Annotated in this window: 22 protein-coding genes; 12 read left to right on the top strand and 10 right to left on the bottom strand. The window is 69.0% G+C overall.

Features of this window, described 5'->3' with window-relative positions; genetic code table 11:
- Positions 1-5 precede the first annotated feature (5 nt).
- Together CFB35_RS13430 and xerD are read left to right on the top strand one after the other, a co-directional pair.
- Positions 6-476 (top strand): methylated-DNA--[protein]-cysteine S-methyltransferase, encoded by a 471-nt coding sequence (locus tag CFB35_RS13430; protein WP_059578402.1) that lies wholly within the window; start codon positions 6-8, stop codon positions 474-476.
- The gene (xerD, locus tag CFB35_RS13425; protein ID WP_089465088.1) at positions 473-1,423 is read left to right on the top strand and encodes a site-specific tyrosine recombinase XerD; all 951 of its coding nucleotides are present in this window, start codon (positions 473-475) and stop codon (positions 1,421-1,423) included. Before CFB35_RS13430 ends, xerD begins: the two co-directional genes overlap by 4 nt.
- A gap of 68 nt (positions 1,424-1,491) precedes the next feature.
- On the opposite strand, the gene CFB35_RS13420 is transcribed toward xerD, so the two are convergent.
- Positions 1,492-3,054 carry a class I adenylate-forming enzyme family protein gene (locus tag CFB35_RS13420; RefSeq protein WP_089465087.1) on the bottom strand — a complete coding sequence of 521 codons (1,563 nt, stop codon included), beginning with the start codon at positions 3,052-3,054 and terminating at the stop codon, positions 1,492-1,494.
- A 235-nt stretch (positions 3,055-3,289) separates the two neighbouring features.
- Between CFB35_RS13420 and ybaK the strand changes: the two genes are divergently transcribed.
- A complete protein-coding gene (gene ybaK / locus CFB35_RS13415; protein ID WP_012329097.1) occupies positions 3,290-3,781 on the top strand; it encodes a Cys-tRNA(Pro) deacylase in 492 nt (163 codons plus the stop codon).
- Positions 3,782-3,897: 116 nt separating this feature from the next.
- Positions 3,898-4,539: a glycerol-3-phosphate 1-O-acyltransferase PlsY gene (gene plsY, locus CFB35_RS13410; protein ID WP_059578394.1), complete on the top strand. Its 642-nt coding sequence runs from the start codon at positions 3,898-3,900 to the stop codon at positions 4,537-4,539.
- Between the two features lie 78 nt (positions 4,540-4,617).
- Here plsY and CFB35_RS13405 read toward each other — a convergent pair whose 3' ends face one another.
- On the bottom strand, positions 4,618-5,103 hold the full coding sequence (locus tag CFB35_RS13405; protein WP_034208219.1) for a YajQ family cyclic di-GMP-binding protein: 486 nt from the start codon (positions 5,101-5,103) through the stop codon (positions 4,618-4,620).
- 136 nt (positions 5,104-5,239) lie between these two features.
- Here CFB35_RS13405 and murB point away from each other — a divergent pair, with 136 nt between their 5' ends.
- Complete coding sequence (gene murB, locus CFB35_RS13400; RefSeq protein WP_089465086.1) at positions 5,240-6,289, top strand: UDP-N-acetylmuramate dehydrogenase; 1,050 nt, start codon at positions 5,240-5,242, stop codon at positions 6,287-6,289.
- Between the two features lie 85 nt (positions 6,290-6,374).
- Here murB and argF read toward each other — a convergent pair whose 3' ends face one another.
- Entirely contained in the window at positions 6,375-7,304 is a 930-nt protein-coding gene (gene argF, locus CFB35_RS13395) for an ornithine carbamoyltransferase (RefSeq protein ID WP_089465085.1), read from the bottom strand.
- Positions 7,305-7,717: 413 nt separating this feature from the next.
- On the opposite strand from argF, the gene CFB35_RS13390 reads away from it, so the two are divergent.
- A complete protein-coding gene (locus tag CFB35_RS13390; protein ID WP_034178852.1) occupies positions 7,718-8,038 on the top strand; it encodes a DUF3579 domain-containing protein in 321 nt (106 codons plus the stop codon).
- Positions 8,039-8,194: 156 nt separating this feature from the next.
- Here the strand turns inward: CFB35_RS13390 and rpsT are convergent, their stop codons facing one another.
- Positions 8,195-8,467, bottom strand: a complete 273-nt coding sequence (rpsT, locus tag CFB35_RS13385) for a 30S ribosomal protein S20 (RefSeq protein WP_006482211.1) — start codon at positions 8,465-8,467, stop codon at positions 8,195-8,197.
- A 303-nt stretch (positions 8,468-8,770) separates the two neighbouring features.
- Between rpsT and murJ the strand changes: the two genes are divergently transcribed.
- Together murJ and CFB35_RS13375 are read left to right on the top strand one after the other, a co-directional pair.
- A complete protein-coding gene (murJ, locus tag CFB35_RS13380) occupies positions 8,771-10,321 on the top strand; it encodes a murein biosynthesis integral membrane protein MurJ (RefSeq protein ID WP_059578388.1) in 1,551 nt (516 codons plus the stop codon).
- An 8-nt stretch (positions 10,322-10,329) separates the two neighbouring features.
- Positions 10,330-11,172, top strand: coding sequence for a SirB1 family protein (locus CFB35_RS13375; protein WP_060313760.1), 843 nt, complete (start codon positions 10,330-10,332; stop codon positions 11,170-11,172).
- Between the two features lie 230 nt (positions 11,173-11,402).
- Here CFB35_RS13375 and adk read toward each other — a convergent pair whose 3' ends face one another.
- The 4 genes from adk to lpxK form a co-directional block, all read right to left on the bottom strand.
- Positions 11,403-12,065: an adenylate kinase gene (gene adk, locus CFB35_RS13370; protein WP_089465084.1), complete on the bottom strand. Its 663-nt coding sequence runs from the start codon at positions 12,063-12,065 to the stop codon at positions 11,403-11,405.
- A 207-nt stretch (positions 12,066-12,272) separates the two neighbouring features.
- Complete coding sequence (gene kdsB, locus CFB35_RS13365) at positions 12,273-13,064, bottom strand: 3-deoxy-manno-octulosonate cytidylyltransferase (RefSeq protein ID WP_089465083.1); 792 nt, start codon at positions 13,062-13,064, stop codon at positions 12,273-12,275.
- A gap of 123 nt (positions 13,065-13,187) precedes the next feature.
- Positions 13,188-13,382 carry a Trm112 family protein gene (locus tag CFB35_RS13360; RefSeq protein WP_006482216.1) on the bottom strand — a complete coding sequence of 65 codons (195 nt, stop codon included), beginning with the start codon at positions 13,380-13,382 and terminating at the stop codon, positions 13,188-13,190.
- On the bottom strand, positions 13,363-14,391 hold the full coding sequence (gene lpxK / locus CFB35_RS13355) for a tetraacyldisaccharide 4'-kinase (protein WP_089465082.1): 1,029 nt from the start codon (positions 14,389-14,391) through the stop codon (positions 13,363-13,365). The genes CFB35_RS13360 and lpxK overlap by 20 nt, the downstream gene beginning before the upstream one ends.
- A 473-nt stretch (positions 14,392-14,864) precedes the next feature.
- Here lpxK and xseA point away from each other — a divergent pair, with 473 nt between their 5' ends.
- Positions 14,865-16,247 carry an exodeoxyribonuclease VII large subunit gene (gene xseA, locus CFB35_RS13350; RefSeq protein ID WP_059644857.1) on the top strand — a complete coding sequence of 461 codons (1,383 nt, stop codon included), beginning with the start codon at positions 14,865-14,867 and terminating at the stop codon, positions 16,245-16,247.
- A gap of 229 nt (positions 16,248-16,476) precedes the next feature.
- Positions 16,477-17,055, top strand: a complete 579-nt coding sequence (gene sodB / locus CFB35_RS13345; RefSeq protein ID WP_059578375.1) for a superoxide dismutase [Fe] — start codon at positions 16,477-16,479, stop codon at positions 17,053-17,055.
- Positions 17,056-17,166: 111 nt separating this feature from the next.
- Here sodB and chrA read toward each other — a convergent pair whose 3' ends face one another.
- Both chrA and CFB35_RS13335 read right to left on the bottom strand, forming a co-directional pair.
- Positions 17,167-18,378 carry a chromate efflux transporter gene (gene chrA, locus CFB35_RS13340; protein WP_089465285.1) on the bottom strand — a complete coding sequence of 404 codons (1,212 nt, stop codon included), beginning with the start codon at positions 18,376-18,378 and terminating at the stop codon, positions 17,167-17,169.
- A gap of 127 nt (positions 18,379-18,505) precedes the next feature.
- Complete coding sequence (locus CFB35_RS13335) at positions 18,506-19,213, bottom strand: Crp/Fnr family transcriptional regulator (protein ID WP_089465081.1); 708 nt, start codon at positions 19,211-19,213, stop codon at positions 18,506-18,508.
- An 81-nt stretch (positions 19,214-19,294) separates the two neighbouring features.
- Between CFB35_RS13335 and CFB35_RS13330 the strand changes: the two genes are divergently transcribed.
- Complete coding sequence (locus CFB35_RS13330) at positions 19,295-19,819, top strand: DUF962 domain-containing protein (protein WP_059644867.1); 525 nt, start codon at positions 19,295-19,297, stop codon at positions 19,817-19,819.
- A gap of 238 nt (positions 19,820-20,057) precedes the next feature.
- Entirely contained in the window at positions 20,058-20,663 is a 606-nt protein-coding gene (locus CFB35_RS13320; protein ID WP_059578363.1) for a bifunctional 2-polyprenyl-6-hydroxyphenol methylase/3-demethylubiquinol 3-O-methyltransferase UbiG, read from the top strand.
- Positions 20,664-20,668: the final 5 nt, after the last annotated feature.

Below are 20,668 nucleotides of genomic sequence, written 5' to 3'. Positions count from 1 at the left end.
AGGCAATGTTCAACGCAGTGATCGACGCGCCGTTCGGCAAGGTCGGCATCCGCACGGATGCCGCGGTGGTGCGCGAGATCGTCTATCTGCCCGAGTCGATGAAGGCGGTCGAACCGGATTCGGCGCTCGCGAAGCGCGCGGTCCAGCAAATCGAACGTTATTTCGAGCGCGCGTCCGCGCGCTTCGACCTGCCGCTCGCCGACGTCGGCAGCGCATTCCAGCATCGCGTGTGGGACGTGATCAGCGACATCCCGCCCGGGACGGTGCTGACCTACGGCCAGGTCGCGAAGCGGATCGGCAGCGCGCCGCGCGCGGTCGGCCAGGCGTGCGGCGCGAACTACTTCCCGCTCGTGATTCCGTGCCATCGCGTCGTCGCGGCGGGCGGCCTCGGCGGGTTCGCGAACCACGACGACAACGGCTATTACCAGCGAGTGAAGCGCTGGCTGCTCGCGCACGAGGGCGTGCCATACCGATGAGCGAACCGATGATTTCCCCCGCGGCCGACGACGATGCCGTCGCGGCATCGCCCGCGCTGCTCGCGAGCCGCGCGTCGATCGACGTGTTCTGCGATGCGCTGTGGCTCGAACACGGGCTCGCGCGCAACACGCTCGACGCGTACCGGCGCGATCTGGTGCTGTTTTCCCAGTGGCTGGCCGCGACGTACGACGCGCCGCTCGACGCGGCCGACGAGGCGATGGTGACGGGCTACATCGCCGCACGCAGCGACGGCAAGGCGACGTCGTCGAACCGGCGGCTGTCCGTATTTCGTCGCTATTACGGCTGGGCCGTGCGCGAGCATCGCGCGAGCGCCGACCCGACGCTGCGGATCACGTCCGCGAAACAGGGCGCGCGGTTCCCGTCGACGTTGTCCGAGGCGCAGGTCGAGGCGCTGCTCGGCGCGCCCGACATCGGCACACCGCTCGGCCTGCGCGATCGCACGATGCTCGAGCTGATGTACGCGAGCGGGCTGCGCGTGAGCGAACTCGTGACGCTGAAGACGGTCGAGGTCGGACTCAACGAAGGCGTCGTGCGGGTGATGGGCAAGGGCTCGAAGGAGCGGCTCGTGCCGTTCGGCGAAGTCGCGCACGGTTGGATCGAACGCTACCTGCGCGACGCGCGGCCGGCATTGCTCGGCGCGCGCGCGGCCGACGCGCTGTTCGTGACCGCGCGCGGCGACGGGATGACGCGCCAGCAGTTCTGGAACATCATCAAGCGTCACGCGCAGCAGGCCGACGTGCGCGCGCACCTGTCGCCGCACACGCTGCGGCACGCGTTCGCGACGCACCTGCTGAATCACGGCGCCGACCTGCGCGTCGTGCAATTGCTGCTCGGCCACAGCGACATCTCGACCACGCAGATCTATACGCACGTCGCGCGCGAGCGGCTGAAGACGCTGCATGCGGAGCACCACCCGCGCGGGTGACGCGCGGCGCGCGTGCATTCGCGCGGCGCGGGCTGCGACCCGAACCCGCGATGCGCGCGGCGGCTGCGTCAGACCAGCTCGCGCAGCCGGTGCTTGAGCACCTTGCCGGTCGATGCGGCCGGCAGCGCATCGAGCACGCGGATGTGCGCGGGGCGTTTGTAAGCCGTGAGCCGCTCCTCGCACCACGCATGCAATGCCGCCTCGTCCGCCGCCGCGCCCGGCACCAGCTCGACGAACGCGAGCACTTCCTCGTTGCCGTCGATCGCGCGGCCGATCACGGCCGCCTGCACGACGTCCGGATGCGCGTTCAGCACCTGCTCGACCTCGACCGGATACACGTTGAAGCCCGAGCGGATGATCAGCTCCTTGCTGCGGCCCACGATCGTCACCGCGCCGTCCGCGCCCTGCCGCGCGAGATCGCCGGTGCTCAGCCAGCCGTCCGGCGACACGGCCGCGCGCGTCGCGTCCGCGTCGCGGTAGTAGCCGAGCATCACGTTCGGCCCGCGCACGCGAATCTCGCCGACTTCGCCCGGCGGCACGTCGGTGCCGTCCGGCGCGACGATCCGCATGTCGACGCCCGGAATCGGTACGCCGACCGAGCTGTCCGTGCGCGGCGCGTCGAGCGGCGTCTGCGTGATCGTCGGGCTGCTTTCGGTCATCCCGTATCCGTTGTGCAGCGGCACGCCGTACAGGCGCTCGACGCGCGCCTTCAGATTCGCATCGAGCGGTGAGCCGCCCGAATACGCGAAGCGCAGCCGCGGCGCGCGCCAGGCATGGCCGTGCGTGTGCACGTGTTCGAGCAGCTTCGCGTGCATCGCCGGCACGCCCTGGAAGATCGTGACGCCTTCGTCGGCGAGCGCGATGCGCACGGCTTCCGGCGAGAAGCGCGGCGCGAGCCGCAGCGTCGCGCCTGCGTAGAGGCTGCCCAGGCACACCGACGCGAGCCCGTACACGTGCGACACGGGTAGCACCGTGTAGACGACGTCGTCGGGCGACACGCGGCGCAGCATGCTCGACGTCGCCGCGATGAACAGCAGGTTGCGGTGCGACAGCATCACGCCTTTCGGCGTACCGGTCGTGCCGGTCGTGTAGATCAGCGCCGCGCATTGCGCGGCGCCGTCGGCGGCCACAGGTTCGGCCGGCGCGCCCGCATCGACCCGATACGACCACGCACCGATGTCGACCGGCAGCGCACCGGCGGGCGTTGCCCCGAGCCGCCCGGCATGGGCGCGCGCATCGGCCGACGCGTCGCTCGTGAACGCGATCAGCTTCGGCCGCGCGTGCGCGGCGATCGCATCGAGCTCGGCGGCCGACAACCGCGCGTTCGACACGAGCGCCCAGGCGTCGATGCGCGCGGCCGCGAACAGCAGCACGATCTGCGCGACGCAGTTCTCCGCGACGATCATCACGCGGTCGCCGCCTTGCACGCCGAGGCCCGCCAGCCGTGCGGCCGCCGCGTCGACGGCCTGCGCCAGCTCGCCGTACGACAGCCGGCGCGCATCCTCGATCAGCGCCGGATGCGCGGGCGACCGCGCGGCCCGGTGCGCCGGCACGTCGGCAATCCGACGCGGCAGCGCGGCGAGCAGCGCCTCGACATCGAGCGATTCGGATGAACGGATGGGCGAGGACATGGCGTCTCCAGATGATGGGCCGGCGACGGCCGACGATATTTGCGAACGATCGTGCCATGGCGGCGCGTGCGCGACAATCGGCCAATCGGACAATAGCGCTTCACGAAGTTCGCAACGATGATGGGCGCAATCGCGACGGCGGTGCGGCGGGCCGGCGGAAAACGGGCCGCGAGTATACCGTCGGCGCGGGCACGCCATTGCGCGCCCGCCGATCGTTCGCCATTAAAATGCCGCCATGAGCAAATCCAGACACGTGTCCGAAACCCCCGCGACCCAGTTGCTGCGCCGTCATGGCGTCGCATTCGGCGAGCATCCGTACGAATACGTCGAGCACGGCGGCACCGGCGAATCGGCGCGCCAGCTCGGCGTCGACGAGCACAGCGTCGTGAAGACGCTCGTAATGGAAGACGAACACGCGAAGCCGCTGATCGTGCTGATGCACGGCGACCGCACCGTGTCGACGAAGAATCTCGCGCGGCAGATCGGCGCGAAGCGCGTCGAGCCATGCAAGCCCGAGGTCGCGAACCGCCATTCGGGCTATCTCGTCGGCGGCACGTCGCCGTTCGGCACGCGCAAGACGATGCCCGTCTACGTCGAGGCGACGATCCTCGAATTGCCGACGATCTATCTGAACGGCGGCCGGCGCGGCTACCTCGTCAGCCTCGCGCCGGCGGTGCTCACGTCGCTGCTCGGCGCGCAGCCCGTGCAATGCGCGAGCGTCGACTGAGGGTTTCACCTTCGTGGCACCTCGCGCCCGTTCGGTAGAATGGGCGCCGTTTCGGCCTGCCGGCTTGCCGCGCACGGCCGTCCCTTTCCCGATACGTTGAAAGAAGAGTCCTCCGCATGCAGATCCTGCTCGCCGCCCTCGTTGCCTACCTGATCGGTTCGGTGTCGTTCGCCGTCGTCGTCAGTTCCGTGATGGGCCTGGCCGACCCGCGTTCGTACGGGTCGAAGAATCCCGGCGCGACCAACGTGCTGCGCAGCGGCAACAAGAAGGCCGCGATCCTCACGCTCGTCGGCGACGCGTTCAAGGGCTGGATCGCCGTCTGGCTCGCCCGTCGCTTCGGCCTGCCCGACGTCGCGATCGCGTGGGTCGCGATCGCCGTGTTCCTCGGCCACCTGTACCCGGTGTTCTTCCGCTTCCAGGGCGGCAAGGGCGTCGCGACCGCGGCCGGCGTGCTGCTTGCCGTGCACCCGGTGCTCGGGCTCGCGACCGCGCTGACCTGGCTGATCGTCGCATTCTTCTTCCGCTATTCGTCGCTCGCGGCGCTGGTGGCGGCCGTGTTCGCGCCGGTGTTCGACGTGTTCCTGTTCGGCACGCCGGGCCACAACCCGGTCGCCTGGGCCGTGCTTGCGATGAGCGTGCTGCTCGTGTGGCGTCACCGCGGCAACATTTCGAAGCTGCTCGCGGGGCAGGAGAGCCGGATCGGCGACAAGAAGAAGGCGGCCGCGGACGGCGGCGCGCAGGACGGCGGGAAAGCCTGAGAACGCGCGGCGCGGGCCGCGCGCCGGGCGCGCCGCGTGTGCGGGCCCGGCCGGATGACGCGACGGGCCGGCGGCCGGTCAGTCGCGGAAGTTGTTGAAGTCGAGCGGCGTGTCGGTCACGTCCTTGCGCAGCATCGCGATCGTGCTCTGCAGGTCGTCGCGCTTCGCGCCCGAGATGCGCACCGCGTCGCCCTGGATGCTCGCCTGCACCTTGATCTTGCTGTCCTTCACGAGGCGCACGATCTTCTTCGCGAGGTCGCCCGTCACGCCTTTCTTCACGGTGACGATCTGCTTGACCTTGTCGCCGCCGATCTTCTCGACCTTGCCGTAGTCGAGGAAGCGTACGTCGACGTTGCGCTTGGCCAGCTTGCCGATCAGCACGTCCTTGACCTGGCCAAGCTTGAAATCGTCGTCGGCGAACAGCGTCAGCTCACGTTCCTTCTGCTCGACGCGTGCGTCGGAGCCCTTGAAGTCGAAGCGCGTCGAGATTTCCTTGTTCGACTGCTCGATGGCGTTCTTCACTTCGATCATGTTCGCTTCGGAAACGACGTCGAACGATGGCATGGCATTCTCCCTTGAGATGCGGGCGCCCGGCTCGCGCGCGGGCACTCGCTATAATTGCGGACTGTTTGCCATTTTACCGATGCCCCTGCGTTTGCCCAAGGCCGGCCCTGCGCCGCCCGGGCCGACGTGACCGCGAATGCCGATGCCCCCTGACGATTCCGCCCTGTCGCTGCTTCCCGACCATCCGCTCGCTGCGCACAACACGTTCGGCATCGCCGCGCGCGCGCGCTTCGCCGCGCGCATCACGCACGCGGAGCAGTTCGAGGCGCTGCATCGCGACCCGCGAGTCGCGAACCTGCCGCAGCTCGTGCTCGGCGGCGGCAGCAATATCGTGTTCACGCGCGATTTCGACGGCGTCGTGCTGCTCGACGAGATCGCGGGCCGCCGCGTCGTGCGCGAGGACGGCGATGCGTGGTACGTCGAGGCCGGCGGCGGCGAGAACTGGCACGCATTCGTCGCGTGGACGCTCGAGCACGGGATGCCGGGCCTCGAGAATCTCGCGCTGATCCCGGGTACCGTCGGCGCCGCGCCGATCCAGAACATCGGCGCATACGGCCTCGAGATGAAGGCGTACTTCGATTCGCTGGTCGCGGTCGAGCTGGCGACGGGGCGCCGCGAGCGTTTCGACGCCGCGCGCTGCGCGTTCGGTTACCGCGACAGCTTCTTCAAGCGGGACGGGCGCGGCCGGTTCGCGATCGTCGCGGTGACGTTCCGGCTGCCGAAGCAATGGACGCCGCGGCTCGGCTACGCGGACGTCACGCGCGAGCTCGACGCGCGCGGCATCGCGCCCGACGCGGCGACGCCGCGCGACGTGTTCGATGCGGTCGTCGCGATCCGCCGCGCGAAGCTGCCCGATCCGCTGGTGCTCGGCAATGCGGGCAGTTTCTTCAAGAATCCGGTGATCGACGCCGCGCAGTTCGACGCGCTGCGTGCGCGCGTGCCCGACGTCGTGTCCTATCCGCAGCCGGACGGCCACGTGAAGCTCGCGGCCGGCTGGCTGATCGACCGCTGCGGCTGGAAGGGGCGCGCGCTCGGGGCGGTGGCCGTGCACGACCGCCAGGCGCTCGTGCTCGTCAATCGCGGCGGCGCGACGGGCGCCGACGTGCTCGCGCTGGCGCGGGCGATCCAGGCCGACGTGCGCGCGCGGTTCGGCGTCGAGCTGGAGGCGGAACCGGTCTGCCTGTAACGCAGCGCGCGTCGGTTTCGGCGCACCCAAACGAAAAGCGCCGATCGTCGACCGGCGCTTTTTTACGCGTGTGCGCTGCCGCGCATCAGTGCTTCAGACGGCCGAGCAGCAGGAACTCCATCAGCGCCTTCTGCACGTGCAGGCGGTTTTCCGCTTCGTCCCACACGACGCTCTGCGGGCCGTCGATCACGCCGGCCGTCACTTCCTCGCCGCGGTGCGCGGGCAGGCAGTGCATGAAGAGCGCATCCGGATTCGCATGGCCCATCATTTCCTCGTCGACGCACCAGTCGGCGAATGCCTGCTTGCGCGCTTCGTTCTCGGCCTCGAAACCCATGCTCGTCCACACGTCGGTCGTCACGAGATCGGCGCCCTTGCACGCTTCGTTCGGATCGTCGAACACGTCGTAGAACGGCGCGCTGTCGGGCGACACGAGCTTCATGTCGAGCGCGTAGCCGGGCGGGGTGGACAGGCGCAGCTTGAAGCCGAGGATCTGCGCGGCTTCGATCCACGTGTAGAGCATGTTGTTCGCGTCGCCGACCCACGCGACGGTCTTGCCGGCGATCGGGCCGCGGTGCTCGTAGTACGTGAAGATGTCGGCGAGCACCTGGCACGGGTGGTATTCGTTCGTCAGGCCGTTGATCACCGGCACGCGGGAATTCTGCGCGAAGCGCGTGATCACGTCCTGCTCGAACGTGCGGATCATGATGATGTCGACCATCCGCGAGATGACCTGCGCGGAATCCTCGACGGGCTCGCCGCGGCCGAGCTGCGTGTCGCGCGTGCTCATGAACACGGCGTGGCCGCCGAGCTGGAAGATCCCGGCCTCGAACGACAGGCGCGTGCGGGTCGAGCTCTTCTCGAAGATCATCGCGAGCGTGCGGTCGTGCAGCGGGTGATAGGTCTCGTAGTTCTTGAACTTGCGCTTCAGGATACCCGTGCGTTCGAGCACGTACTCGTAGTCTTCCAGCGAGAAATCCTTGAACTGCAGGTAGTGACGAATGGTTTTGGCGGTCATGAAACGAAATACGGCGGGTCTCACCCGGCAGCGAGGCCGGACGGCGCCGCCGTCGGGTGTGGATAACTCAAAGCAGCATAAAGGATTTTCCGTGCTTTGACGAGCCGTGGCGCGACGCGGGGCAGCGTCGCCGCGCGTGGCCGGCGGTGCGGGTAGACGGGCGTCGGGACGACGCGCGATGGCGCGCTGCGGTATAATCCAAAAGTTTTCTCCAGCCCGGCAGGCAAGGCTTTTCGCGCTCTGCCGGACACAAGCCGTGCGCTGCACAAATCCGGTGCAGTCCACCGGCGGCGCACATCGACGCCCCGTTTTCGGGATATCGGAACGCTTGTGCCGCTTGCCACTCCAGCTTTGTGTTCGCGTATCCAGGCGCCGTTGCCTGGGCATCGCCGGGCCGTCACTTGGGTAACCACATGGCTGAAACCCCTCCGACCGAATTCTTCATCCAGGGCATCACGAAAGACGGGAAAAAGTTTCGCCCGAGCGACTGGTCGGAACGTCTGGCCGGTGTGATGGCCTGCTTCGGGCCGGGGGCGAGCGGGCCGAATGCGCGTCTCAAGTATTCGCTGTACGTGCGCCCGACGATGCTCGGCGACCTGAAATGCGTGATCCTCGATTCGCGGTTGCGCGACATCGAGCCGATGGCTTTCGATTTCGTGCTGAATTTCGCGAAGGACAACAACCTCGTCGTGACCGAGGCGTGCGAACTGCCGGACTACGGCGCGAAGAAGTGAGTGTGATGCCGGCGGGCGAGGGCGCGAGCTGCGCCAGCCCGGGCAAATCCTGCCGCCGCCCGATGCGCCGGCGGCAGGCAACAAAAAAGCCCGCCTAGGCGGGCTTTTTCGTGATCGCAGGAAACAGGAGCGCCCGCTCGCGCGGGCGCACCGGATTTACGCTGCTGCCTGCAGACCCTTGACGGCTGCGGCCAGGCGGCTCTTGCTGCGAGCGGCCTTGTTCTTGTGAACGATCTTCTTGTCGGCGATCGTGTCGATCGTCTTCACGGCAGCCTTGAACAGCTCGGCAGCCTTTGCCTGGTCGCCGGCTTCAACAGCCTTGCGAACCGACTTGATCGCGGTACGGAATTTCGAGCGCAGCGCCGAGTTGTGCGAGTTTGCCTTCGCGGCCTGGCGGGCGCGCTTGCGTGCTTGTGCGGAGTTAGCCATGACGGTTCCTTATCCTGTCCTGTTTCCAGAGCTTGGAGCCTGACGGCCAAGCGCTGCTTTTCGATCCGTCCCCTGAGAACGATTGCCCAGGGGCGCATAAAAAAACGGTGATTTTAACCGAGGCCGGGACATGAAAACGGCAGTTGCCGTGCATGTACGAGCCCAGAAACCGGCGATTATAGCAACAAAATCAAGCGAGTGGCAAGCTCGACGTAACGCTCGCCGGGCGGGGCGCGGGCGGCGGCCGTGCTTTTCGGCATCGGCGATGGCCGGGTCGCGCAACGTCCGTATAATAAGCGCCCCATGAATCTATTCCGAGCCCTGCTGACGGTCAGCGGCTTCACGCTGCTGTCGCGCGTGACCGGACTGGCCCGCGAGACGCTGATCGCCCGTGCGTTCGGCGCCAGTCAATACACCGACGCGTTCTACGTCGCCTTCCGTATTCCGAACCTGCTGCGCCGCCTGTCCGCCGAAGGCGCGTTCTCGCAGGCCTTCGTGCCAATCCTCGCCGAGTTCAAGAACCAGCAGGGGCACGATGCGACGAAGGCGCTCGTCGACGCGATGTCCACCGTGCTCGCGTGGGCGCTGGCCGTGCTGTCGGTCGTCGGCATCGCCGGCGCGTCGTGGGTCGTGTTCGCGGTCGCGTCCGGCCTGCACGGCGACGGCCAGGCGTTCCCGCTCGCGGTCACGATGACGCGGATCATGTTCCCCTACATCGTGTTCATTTCGCTGACGACGCTCGCGTCGGGCGTGCTGAACACGTACAAGAGCTTCTCGCTGCCCGCGTTCGCGCCGGTACTGCTCAACGTCGCGTTCATCGCCGCGGCCGTGTTCGTCGCGCCGCATCTGAAGGTGCCGGTCTACGCGCTCGCGTGGGCCGTCATCGTCGGCGGCGTGCTGCAGTTTCTCGTGCAGTTGCCGGGCCTGAAGAAGATCGACATGGTGCCGCTGATCGGCGTCAACCCGCTGCGCGCGCTGCGTCATCCGGGCGTGAAGCGCGTGCTCGCGAAGATGGTGCCCGCGACGTTCGCGGTGTCCGTCGCGCAATTGTCGCTGATCATCAACACCAACATCGCGTCGCGGCTCGGGCAGGGCGCCGTGTCGTGGATCAATTACGCCGACCGCCTGATGGAATTCCCGACCGCGCTGCTCGGCGTCGCGCTCGGCACGATCCTGCTGCCGAGCCTGTCGAAGGCGCACGTCGACGCCGATTCGCACGAATATTCGGCGCTGCTCGACTGGGGGCTGCGCGTCACGTTCCTGCTCGCGGCGCCGAGTGCGCTCGCGCTGTTCTTCTTCGCGACGCCGCTCACCGCGACACTGTTCAACTACGGCAAGTTCGACGCGCATACCGTCACGATGGTTGCGCGCGCGCTCGCGACCTACGGAATCGGCCTCGTCGGCATCATCCTGATCAAGATCCTCGCGCCGGGCTTCTATGCGAAGCAGGACATCAAGACGCCCGTGAAGATCGCGGTCGGCGTGCTGATCGTCACGCAACTCTCGAACTACGTGTTCGTGCCGCTGATCGGCCACGCGGGCCTCACGCTGAGCATCGGCGTCGGCGCGTGCCTGAATTCGCTGCTGCTGTTCCTCGGGCTGCGCAAGCGCGGCATCTACCAGCCGTCGCCGGGCTGGCTGCGCTTCTTCGTGCAGCTCGTCGGCGCGGCGCTCGTGCTCGCGGGCCTGATGCACTGGTGCGCGATCAGTTTCGACTGGACGGGCATGCGCGCGCAGCCGCTCGATCGCATCGCGCTGATGGCCGCGTGCCTCGTGCTGTTTGCTGCACTATATTTCGGTATGTTGTGGGTGATGGGCTTCAAATACGCTTACTTCAGAAGGCGCGCCAAGTGACGACCGCAATGACCCGCGTCCTCGACTACTTCAGCACGCTCGTGGCGGACGACGACAGTCTGCCCGTCACGGAAGCCGCGCTGTCGCTGGCGCAGGACGCGTATCCCGACCTCGACCTGCAGGGCACGCTGGCCGAACTCGACATGCTGGCGGCGCGGCTGCGACGGCGGCTCGCCGACGATGCGGACCTGAAGGGCCGCGTCGCCGCGCTGAACGACTTCTTCTTCCGCGAGCTCGGCTTCGCGTGCAATCACAACGATTACTACGACCCCGATAACAGCCACCTGAATGCGGTGCTGAAACGGCGGCGCGGGATTCCGATCTCGCTGTCGGTGCTGTATCTGGAGCTCGCCGAGCAGATCGGCGTGCCGGCGCGCGGCGTGTCGTTTCCCGGCCATTTCCTGCTGCGCGTGACGCTGCCGGACGGCGACCTGATCATCGATCCGACCAACGGCCATTCGCTGTCCGAGGCCGAGATGGTCGAGATGCTCGAGCCGTACGTCGCGCGGGCGGCCGGCGCGGTCGACAGCGCGTTGCGCGCGCTGCTGCAGCCCGCGACGAGCCGCGAGATCATCGCGCGGATGCTGCGCAACCTGAAGACGATCTATCTGCAGACGGAACGCTGGCAGCGGCTGCTCGCGGTGCAGCAGCGGCTCGTGATCCTGTTGCCCGAGCAGCTCGACGAGGTGCGCGACCGCGGCTTCGCGTATGCGCGGCTCGACTACCTGCGCCCCGCGCTCGAGGATCTCGAGCAGTATCTCGGCGAGCGTCCGGAGGCGGAAGACGCGACCGTCGTCGAGTCGCAGGTCAGCGAGTTGCGACAGCGAATGCAGCGCGACGGCGAGGATTGAGCGACCACCGCGCCGGCGCCGGTACGCGACAACGACGCCCGCACCGCGGGCGTTTTTCTTGTGCGCGTGCGTTGGCTTCGGCTGCATCCGGATCACACAGTCGACGCGAATCACTTCGCCGCCGAGCATCGGATTCCCGCTGTGGCGACACGCGCCCGGTCGCGCGAATCGCGCGCAGGCGAAAAAAAAGCCGCCCGGAACGGGCGGCCTGCCGGTGCGCGACGCGCGGCTTACTTCAGTGCGTCAAACGCGCGCTCGCGGATTTCGTCGACGGTGCCGAGGCCCGAGATCTTGCGATACTGCGGCGCCTTCAGACCGTTTTCCTCGCCGCGCCGCGCCCAGTCGCCGTAGTACGTGATCAGCGGCTTGGTCTGCGCTTCGTACACTTCGAGACGCTTCTTGACCGTTTCTTCCTTGTCGTCGTCGCGCTGGATCAGCGGTTCGCCCGTCACGTCGTCGAGACCTTCGACCTTCGGCGGATTGAACTTGACGTGGTACGTGCGGCCCGATGCCGGGTGCGTGCGGCGGCCGCTCATGCGCTCGACGATTTCCGAGAACGGGACGTCGATCTCGAGCACGTAGTCGATCGCGACGCCGGCTTCCTTCATCGCGTCAGCCTGCGCGATCGTGCGCGGGAAACCGTCGAACAGATAGCCGTTCGCGCAGTCGGGTTCGATCAGGCGCTCCTTCACGAGGCCGATGATCAGCGCGTCCGGCACGAGCTTGCCGGCGTCCATGTAGCCCTTCGCCTCGACGCCGAGCGGCGTGCCGGCCTTAACGGCCGCGCGCAGCATGTCGCCCGTCGAGATTTGCGGGATGCCGAATTTTTCCTTGATGAAGTTTGCCTGGGTGCCCTTTCCCGCGCCGGGCGCGCCCAACAGGATCAAACGCATGGTGATATCTCCAAGTATGTAGATTCGTGTGGCGAGACACAAACGTGCCGGCGACAGTGGGCGCGGGGCTTGCACGGCGCGTGGCGGACCGGTCTGATGCGGCGCGTCGGTTCGAGCGACGCGCGGCTGCCGGCGGCGCCACGGGCGGGTCAAGCGAGGACGCGCTGGTCGCGGACGGCTCGCACAATCGCCTGATTATGCCATGGGTTATTTTGAACCCGGCCGAAAAAGGGCCTGCACGCGCGCGAGATCGGCCGGCGTATCGATGCCGGCTTCGGGCGCGGATTCGGTGATCAGCACCGCGATGCGCTCGCCGTGCCACAGCGCGCGCAGCTGTTCGAGCTGCTCGGCCTGCTCGATCGGCGCCTGCGCGAGCGACGGATAGGTGCGCAGGAAACGCGCGCGATATGCATAGAGGCCGATGTGCCGGTAGACCGGGAAAGCCGGCGCCGGCATGGCCGCGACGTCGGGCCAGTGCGGCTGATATGCGTCGCGGCTCCACGGAATCGGCGCGCGCGAGAAGTACAGCGCGACGCTCTGCGCGTCGAGCGCGACCTTCACGACGTTCGGGTTGAACACGTCGGCCGCGTCGTGGATCGGGTGGGCCGCGGTGGCGATCGCGCACGCCGGATGCGCGGCCAGGTGCGACGCTACGTCGCGGACCAGCGCGGGGTCGATCAGCGGTTCGTCGCCCTGCACGTTGACGACGACGGTGTCGTCGCGCCAGCCGAAAGCCGCCGCGACTTCCGCGAGCCGGTCGGTGCCGGACGGATGATCGGCGCGCGTGAGCACCGCGTCGAAGCCGTGATCGCGCGCCGCGTCGAGCACGCTCTGCGCGTCGGATGCGACGAGCACCTGCTGCGCGCCCGCTTCGCGCGCGCGCTCGGCGACACGCACGACCATCGGCTTGCCGCCGAGATCGGCGAGCGGCTTGTTCGGGAGCCGCGTCGACGCGAGCCGGGCGGGAATGACGGCGATGAAGGGTTGCGGGTGAGTCATCGGGAAGCGCTGAGAAGAACGAGGCGGGCGACGCCGGAAGCCGGTCGCCCGGCGGAGTGCGGCGGCCCGGCCGGGGCCGGGCCGTCGGTGTCGAATCGTCGCGCCGGCGAGCGGCGCGGCGGCTCAGCGGCCGGCTGGGTCGACCGGCGTGCCTTCGACGGTCTGGCGCGCTTCGTCGACGAGCATCACGGGGATGCCGTCGCGGATCGGGTACGCGAGCTTGTCCGCGTTGCAGATCAGCTCCTGCGCGGCGCGGTCGTAGTGGAGCGGGCCTTTGCAGATAGGGCACACAATGATTTCAAGCAGGCGAGCGTCCACGGAGTTTCTCCACAACGAGGGCAATGAGGCGAGGGTCGAGCGCGGCTTCGACGGGGACCACCCACAGTCGGGCGTCGCGCCAGGAAGCGCCCAATTTTACTGCATCCTTCTCGGTGATCAGGATCGCATCGACGGCATCGTCGACGAACGGATTGTCCGCGAACGCGTAATGGTCGGGCAGCGCGCGGGTCGCCGGCGCGAGGCCGGCCGCGCGCAGCGTCGCGAAGAAGCGCTCCGGCGCGCCGATGCCGGCCGCGGCGAGCACGCGTTCGTTCGCGAACTGCGACAGCGGGCGGCGCAGCGCGGGCTGGTCGAGGTGCCACGCGGCGCCCGGCGTCAGCGCGAGCGCGTAGGTGTCGGGCCACGGCGGCAGCGCGCCGCTGTACGGATCGTTGACGAGCGTCGCGTCGCGGTGCCGCGACAGCGGCTCGCGCAGCGGCCCGGCCGGCAGCAGGAAGCCGTTGCCGCCGAGCCGGTGGTCGAACACGACGAGCTCGACGGTGCGCGCGAGGCGGTAGTGCTGCAGGCCGTCGTCGCTGACGATCACGTCGACGTCCGGGTGCGCGGCGCGCAGCGCCTGCGCGGCCGCGACGCGGTCGGGGCACACCCACACGGGCGCGCCGGTGCGGCGCGCGATCAGCAGCGGTTCGTCGCCGGCCGCGCCCGCGCGCGACGCCGGCGTGACGGCGGTCGGCGCCTTCACGTTCGCGCCATAGCCGCGCGACACGACGCCGGGCGTGAAGCCGGCCGCGCGCAGCGCGTCGACGAGCGCGATCACGGTCGGCGTCTTGCCGGTGCCGCCGACGGTCACGTTGCCGACCACGACGACGGGCACGCCGACGTCGATCGGCTGCTTCCAGCCTTGCGCGTAAGCAGTGCGCCGCAGCGCCGCGCACAGGCCGAACACGCACGCGAACGGCGTGAGCGCCCACGCGAGCGCGCCGCGCCGCTGCCATTCGCGTGTCAGGCGCGCTTCGAGCCGCGCGAGCGGGCCGCCGGGCGCGCTCATCGGGCCGGGCGCGGCGCGTCGTGCGCCGCGGCGAGGGACGGATTCGTCAAGGCGGATTCTCCGTTGGGCGGCGCGTGCCGCAGGGCCGTGGAAGGCGGCACTCTAGCGCGCCGCACGCCGACGCGGCAAGCGCGACCGGCCGACCCGGCCCGACCCGGCCCGACCCGACCCGGCCGACGGGGCGGGATCGTGCCGGCCTGTGGATAACTCTGTGAAGAACTCCCCGGTCGATTGCCTCAAACGCCCGTCCGGCGGGCATCGAATCGGATGAGAATCATTCTGAAAGGTTTAAAAAATTATAGAAATCAAGGCGTTACGGAGAATCGTCTGGATTTTTTGGCGGTTTCCGCGCGTTTTACGCGGATGAATGTCAGCGTGTGGACACCTTCCACGCGTGGCGGCGAATACGGCGACGCTGGACGCCGCGCGCGTGTCGGACTATCGTGACGCCGCCAGCATTCATCCGACCGCCCATGCTTTCCGATTCTCCTTTTTCCGCACCCGGCGCCACGCGCGGCGGCGACGAAGTGATTCCCGTTTCGGCGCTCAACCGTGCGATTTCGACGATGCTCGAGCGCGCGTTTCCGCTGCTGTGGATTTCCGGCGAAGTATCGAACTTCACGCGCGCCGCGAGCGGCCACTGGTATTTCTCGATCAAGGACCAGCAGGCGCAGATGCGCTGCGTGATGTTCCGCGGCCGTGCGCAATACGCGGAATTCACGCCCCGCGAAGGCGACCGCATCGAGGTGCGCGCGGTCGTCACGATGTACGAGCCGCGCGGCGAAGTGCAGCTCAACGTCGAAGCCGTGCGGCGCACCGGACAGGGGCGCCTGTACGAGGCGTTCCTGCGGCTGAAGGCGCAGCTCGAAGGCGAGGGCCTGTTCGCCCCCGAACGCAAGCGGCCGTTGCCGGCTCATCCGCGCGCGATCGGCATCGTCACGTCGCTGCAGGCCGCCGCGCTGCGCGACGTGCTGACCACGCTCGCCCGGCGCGCGCCGCACATTCCGGTGATCGTCTATCCGGCTCCCGTGCAGGGCGCCGGTTCCGCCGAAAAGCTCGTCGCGGCCGTCGCGACCGCGAATGCGCGGCGCGAGGTCGACGTGCTGCTGGTGTGCCGCGGCGGCGGCTCGATCGAGGATCTGTGGTCGTTCAACGACGAAGCGCTCGCGCGCGCGATCGCGGCGAGCGAGCTGCCGGTCGTGAGCGGCGTCGGGCACGAAACCGATTTCACGATCGCCGACTTCGCGGCCGACCTGCGCGCGCCGACGCCGACCGGCGCGGCCGAACTCGCGAGCCCGCAGCGGGCGCTGCTGCTGCGCGAGGTCGACGAGCGCCAGCGCGCGCTCGCGCGCGGCATGGCGCGCCGGCTCGAACAGCGCGCGCAGCAGCTCGACTGGCTCGCGCGCCGGCTCGTGAGCCCGGCCGAGCGGCTGCAGCGGCAGCGCACGCACGTCGAGCAGCTCGCGGTGCGGCTCGCGTCGGCGGCATCGCGGCCGGTGCGCGATGCGCGCGCGCGTTTCGCGCTCGCGCAACTACGCTGGCAGCGCGCGCGGCCCGACGCGTCACAGGCGCGCCACGCGCTCGCGGGGTTGTCGCAACGTCTCGCGGTCGCGCTGCAGCGTCGTCACGAACGCGACACTGCGCGTGTGTCGGCCTGTGCCGCACGGCTCGAGGTGCTGAGCCCGCAGCGTACGCTCGAGCGCGGCTATGCGGCGTTGATCGATGCGCAGACGGGCCGCGCGGTACGCGCGCCGAGCGCGCTGAAGCCGCAGCGGCGCCTGACCGTGCATCTCGCCGAAGGCGCGGCCGACGTGTCGCTCGCCGACGTGCAGCCGCGGCTGACCGATACGATCTGACGCAAGCGTCGCGCGCGAGGCGCGAGGATCATCGCAACGCATGCCGCGCGGCCGGGCACGAATGCTGCGCATCGTCCGGTTCGCCCTGCCGGACGTTGCGCCAGCATCGCTTTTCCGCATACCGCGGATAAATGGCCCGTGAGTTTGCGGGGTTATTCGTCCTCGCCTACAATCGGACGCTCGGCAGCATCCAACACAGCCTCCCTACATACTCAACGAAGGAATCGCCATGGCTCATACGCTCCCGCCGCTCCCGTACGCTGAAGACGCACTCGCGCCGACCATCTCGAAAGAGACGATCGAGTACCACTACGGCAAGCACCACCAGGCTTATGTGACGAACCTGAACAATCTGATCCCGGGCACGGAATTCGAAAACCTGCCGCTGGAAGAGATCATCAAGAAGTCGTCGGGCGGCATCTTCAACAACGCCGCGCAAATCTGGAACCACACGTTCTTCTGGAACAGCCTGTCGCCGAACGGCGGCGGCGCACCGTCGGGCGCGCTGGGCGACGCGATCAACGCGAAGTGGGGTTCGTACGACGCATTCAAGGAAGCGTTCACGAAGGCCGCGGTCGGCACGTTCGGTTCGGGCTGGGCATGGCTCGTGAAGAAGGCCGACGGTTCGCTCGACATCGTGTCGACCAGCAACGCCGCCACGCCGCTGACGACCGCCGACAAGCCGCTGCTGACGATCGACGTGTGGGAACACGCGTACTACATCGACTACCGCAACGCGCGTCCGAAGTTCGTCGAAGCGTTCTGGAACATCGTGAACTGGGACTTCGCAGCGAAGAACTTCGCGTAAGTCCGGCGCCTGCGCGCCGTCACGGCGCGCGGCATCGAACAAGGCCCTCGGAGCCCTCGGTTTCGAGGGCTTTTTGTTTTGTCCCGCCCCGAACGTGTCGCGCCGGCCGGCTCAGCCGGCCATGCCGAGCAGCCAGCCGAGCGCCGCGCTCGCGATCACGACGGCCCAGGGCGGCACGCGCCAGAACACCAGCGCGACGAACGCGACCAGCGCGGCGGCCAGGTCGCGCGGCGCGACGATCGTGTCGGTCCAGACCGGGTGATAGAGCGCGGCGAGCAGCAGCCCGACGACGGCCGCGTTCACGCCGGCGAGCGCTGCCTGCATGCGCGTGCTGCGGCGCAGGCGTTCCCAGAACGGTGCGGTGCCGGCGATGAGCAGGAACGACGGCGCGAAGATCGACACGAGTGCGATCGTGCCGCCGAGCCAGCCATTCGGCGCGTCGCGCAGCGACGCACCGAGAAATGCCGAGAACGTGAACAGCGGCCCCGGCACGGCCTGCGCGACGCCATACCCGGCGAGAAACGCCGAATCGCCGACCCAGCCCGGCGCGACCACGGCCGCCTGCAGCAGCGGCAGCACCACATGACCGCCGCCGAACACGAGCGCGCCCGTGCGGAAGAATGCATCGACGACGGCCAGCGTATCGGAGCGCAGCGCGCGGGCCGCGAACGGCAGTGCGGCGAGCAGCGCCGCGAACAGTGCGAGCCACAACACGCCTGCGCGCGGCGACACGTGCAGCGGCAACGGTTCGTGCGCGTCGCGTGTCGGCTGCGGCAGCAGCGCGAGACCGGCGGCCGCGGCCACCGCGATCACCGCGACCTGCGTCCACGCGGCCGGCGCGAGCAGCGCCACGCACGCGGCCGCGGCCATCAGCGTGACGCGCCGCGCATCCGGGCACAGCGTGCGCGCCATGCCCCACACGGCTTGCGCGATCACCGCGACCGAGACGATGCGCAGCCCGTGCAGCGCGCCGGCTTCGATCGGCGCGCCTGTCGCGTGAACGCCGAGCGCGAACAGCATCATCAGCAGCGCCGACGGCAGCGTGAAGCCGAGCCACGCGGCGAACATGCCGGCATAGCCGGCACGCGCGAGACCGATCGCCATCCCGACCTGGCTGCTCGCCGGCCCGGGCAGGAACTGACACAGCCCGACGAGATCGGCATAGGTGCGCTCGGTGAGCCAGCCGCGCCGCGTGACGAATTCCGCGCGAAAGTAGCCGAGATGCGCGACCGGCCCGCCGAACGACGTGAGGCCTAGCCGCACGAACGCGATGAAGACGGGCCACGGATGACGGGCGGGGGCGGGGACGGTCGACGTGTTCAAGGCGATGCGCGCGGTGGACGGAAACGAGCCGCCACGATAGCGCAACTCGGCCGCCGCGGGCAGCGCGTCGCGGCCGATACAGGCTGATAGGGGCCGATAGAGGCCGATAGAGGCCGTGGCGCGCCGTTCAGTACGCGCCGTCGCCGAGCCCGCTCGCGCGGCGCAACGCGTCGACGTCCACGAGCTCGATCTCGCCGACGTGCAGCCGCACGACACCATCGGCCTGCAGCGCCTTCAGCAACTGGTTGGTGGTCTGCCGCGTCAGCGACAGCATCGACGCGAGCATTTCCTGCGACAGCCGGATGTGCGTGCGCCCGGCGCTGATGCCGCCGTAGCCTTCGGCGATCATCAGCAGCCGCGCGGCAAGCCGCTGCGCGGCCGGCATCACGCTTATCGATTCGACCGTCAGGAAGCTCAGGCGCAGCTTTTGCGCCATCAGCAGCGCGAACTGCCGCCAGTATTGCGGCGTCGTATCGAGGATCGCGAGCAGCGCGGCCTGCGGTACGTGCAGCAGCAGCGTGTCGTCGAGCGCGATGGCGTCGTGCGTACGCGGACGGCCGTCGAACAACGCGATCTCGCCGAACCAGGTGACGGGCTCGGCCACCGTCAGCAGCGTTTCCTTGCCCTGCGGATCGACCGCGCCTATCGTGAGTGAACCGGCCAGCACCGCGTACAGCCCGCACGGCGGGTCGCCGCGCCGGAACAGCGCCTGGCCGGACGGCAGATGGCGCGGCGTCGCGCGGGCGATCAGCTCCGCGCGCAGCGCGGGCGGCAGCGCGGCGAACCACGGGTTCGCTTCGATCTGCGGCAGGTACGGGGCGAGCGAGGAAGGCATGGGCGCGCGATGTCGGGTAGCTGACAGCGGTTCTCGGGCGTGATGCGCATCATAGCGCTCAATAACCGATCAGGAGACGCCATGAAGACCCTCGAAGACCATCTTTCCCAGTATGCGGCCTACCATCGCGACGCGCGCAACATCGCGACGCATCTGGTCGGCATCCCGATGATCGTGTTCGCGATCGCGGTGCTGCTGTCGCGGCCGGCGCTCGGGACGCCGGCCGGCATCGCGCTGTCGCCCGCACTGCTGCTCGCCGTCGCGTCCGCGGCGTTTTACCTGCGTCTCGACCTGCGGTTCGGGATCGTGATGACCGTGCTGTTCGCGCTCGCCCTGTGGGCCGCGCAGTCGCTGGCGCTGAGGCCGACCGCGCAATGGCTCGCGATCGGCATCGGCGCATTCGTCGTCGGCTGGATCGTGCAGTTCGTCGGGCACTGGTTCGAAGGCCGCAAGCCCGCGTTCGTCGACGATCTGACCGGCCTGATCGTCGGGCCGCTGTTCGTCGTCGCCGAGGTCGCGTTCTTCGCGGGGCTGCGCGGCGACGTGCGCCGCGAAGTCGAGCGGCGCGCGGGCCCCGTGCACGGCGGCGCGCATTCACCTGTCTGATGCGCCGGCCGGGCCGGTCTGCGTGTTCGGCGCGGGCGCTTCGGTGCGCCGGCGCCGGTCAATGCGCGACTGTGCGTGCTCGTTCACGACGCGGAAAGCGCGGCGGCGCGTCAGCCGTCGCGTGCGGCGCGCGTGCAGGCCGCGCAGGCCGGCGTCGCACCATCCGCCGTCGGCGCAGGCCGCACGCAACGGCTAAGATGCGGAGTGCGTCATACGACGCCTTTGCGGAGCAATCGCCATGGTGGATCGCCCGACCCTCGATGCCTACGACGCCCATGCCGCGCAATACGCGCAGGACTGGCTCGACCAGGCTGCGCCCGACGACATGTACGCACTGCTCGAACAGTATTTCTCGCCGGGGCTGACCGCCGACGTCGGCTGCGGCGCGGGGCGCGATACGGCGTGGCTCGCGTCGCGCGGCTTCGACGTGCGCGGCTACGACGCGAGCGCCGCGCTGCTCGACGAGGCGCGGCGGCGCCATCGGGATCTGATTTTCGAGCGGGCCGCGCTCCCGGCGCTGGCCGGCGTACCGTCCGGCGCGTTTCGCAACGTACTGTGCGAAACGGTCGTCATGCATCTCGAACAGGCGGACGCGGCGGCGGCCGCCGCGCGGCTGGCCGATCTGCTGATGCCGGGCGGCACGCTGTACCTGAGCTGGCGGGTGGCCGGAAACGGCGTGCTGCGCGACGAGCGCGGCCGCCTCTATACGCCGCTCGATTCGGCGCGGATGCATGCGGCGCTCGGCGCCGGCGTGCGCGTGATCGACGAGCACGAGGTCGTCAGCGCATCGTCCGGCAAGCGCGTGCACCGGTTGATCGTGCGCAGGGCGGGCGGCGACGCATGAGCGCG

This window comes from Burkholderia sp. AU16482, from assembly GCF_002223285.1.
Taxonomy (GTDB): Bacteria; Pseudomonadota; Gammaproteobacteria; order Burkholderiales; family Burkholderiaceae; genus Burkholderia; species Burkholderia semiarida.
The sequence above is the reverse complement of the archived record's forward strand: the minus strand, read 5'-3'. Positions and strand labels throughout refer to the sequence as shown.

Excerpts from the sequence above, each read along its gene's own strand:
- plsY (WP_059578394.1), top strand. The coding sequence starts at position 3,898 with ATGCAGATCCTGCTCGCCGCCCTCGTTGCCTACCTGATCGGTTCGGTG.
- argF (WP_089465085.1), bottom strand. The coding sequence starts at position 7,304 with ATGACCGCCAAAACCATTCGTCACTACCTGCAGTTCAAGGATTTCTCG.
- CFB35_RS13375 (WP_060313760.1), top strand. The coding sequence starts at position 10,330 with ATGACCCGCGTCCTCGACTACTTCAGCACGCTCGTGGCGGACGACGAC.
- CFB35_RS13330 (WP_059644867.1), top strand. The coding sequence starts at position 19,295 with ATGAAGACCCTCGAAGACCATCTTTCCCAGTATGCGGCCTACCATCGC.
- adk (WP_089465084.1), bottom strand. The coding sequence starts at position 12,065 with ATGCGTTTGATCCTGTTGGGCGCGCCCGGCGCGGGAAAGGGCACCCAG.
- xerD (WP_089465088.1), top strand. The coding sequence starts at position 473 with ATGAGCGAACCGATGATTTCCCCCGCGGCCGACGACGATGCCGTCGCG.
- murB (WP_089465086.1), top strand. The coding sequence starts at position 5,240 with ATGCCGATGCCCCCTGACGATTCCGCCCTGTCGCTGCTTCCCGACCAT.
- ybaK (WP_012329097.1), top strand. The coding sequence starts at position 3,290 with ATGAGCAAATCCAGACACGTGTCCGAAACCCCCGCGACCCAGTTGCTG.
- rpsT (WP_006482211.1), bottom strand. The coding sequence starts at position 8,467 with ATGGCTAACTCCGCACAAGCACGCAAGCGCGCCCGCCAGGCCGCGAAG.
- lpxK (WP_089465082.1), bottom strand. The coding sequence starts at position 14,391 with ATGAGCGCGCCCGGCGGCCCGCTCGCGCGGCTCGAAGCGCGCCTGACA.
- murJ (WP_059578388.1), top strand. The coding sequence starts at position 8,771 with ATGAATCTATTCCGAGCCCTGCTGACGGTCAGCGGCTTCACGCTGCTG.
- CFB35_RS13320 (WP_059578363.1), top strand. The coding sequence starts at position 20,058 with ATGGTGGATCGCCCGACCCTCGATGCCTACGACGCCCATGCCGCGCAA.
- CFB35_RS13420 (WP_089465087.1), bottom strand. The coding sequence starts at position 3,054 with ATGTCCTCGCCCATCCGTTCATCCGAATCGCTCGATGTCGAGGCGCTG.
- kdsB (WP_089465083.1), bottom strand. The coding sequence starts at position 13,064 with ATGACTCACCCGCAACCCTTCATCGCCGTCATTCCCGCCCGGCTCGCG.
- sodB (WP_059578375.1), top strand. The coding sequence starts at position 16,477 with ATGGCTCATACGCTCCCGCCGCTCCCGTACGCTGAAGACGCACTCGCG.
- CFB35_RS13405 (WP_034208219.1), bottom strand. The coding sequence starts at position 5,103 with ATGCCATCGTTCGACGTCGTTTCCGAAGCGAACATGATCGAAGTGAAG.
- CFB35_RS13390 (WP_034178852.1), top strand. The coding sequence starts at position 7,718 with ATGGCTGAAACCCCTCCGACCGAATTCTTCATCCAGGGCATCACGAAA.
- CFB35_RS13335 (WP_089465081.1), bottom strand. The coding sequence starts at position 19,213 with ATGCCTTCCTCGCTCGCCCCGTACCTGCCGCAGATCGAAGCGAACCCG.
- xseA (WP_059644857.1), top strand. The coding sequence starts at position 14,865 with ATGCTTTCCGATTCTCCTTTTTCCGCACCCGGCGCCACGCGCGGCGGC.
- CFB35_RS13430 (WP_059578402.1), top strand. The coding sequence starts at position 6 with ATGTTCAACGCAGTGATCGACGCGCCGTTCGGCAAGGTCGGCATCCGC.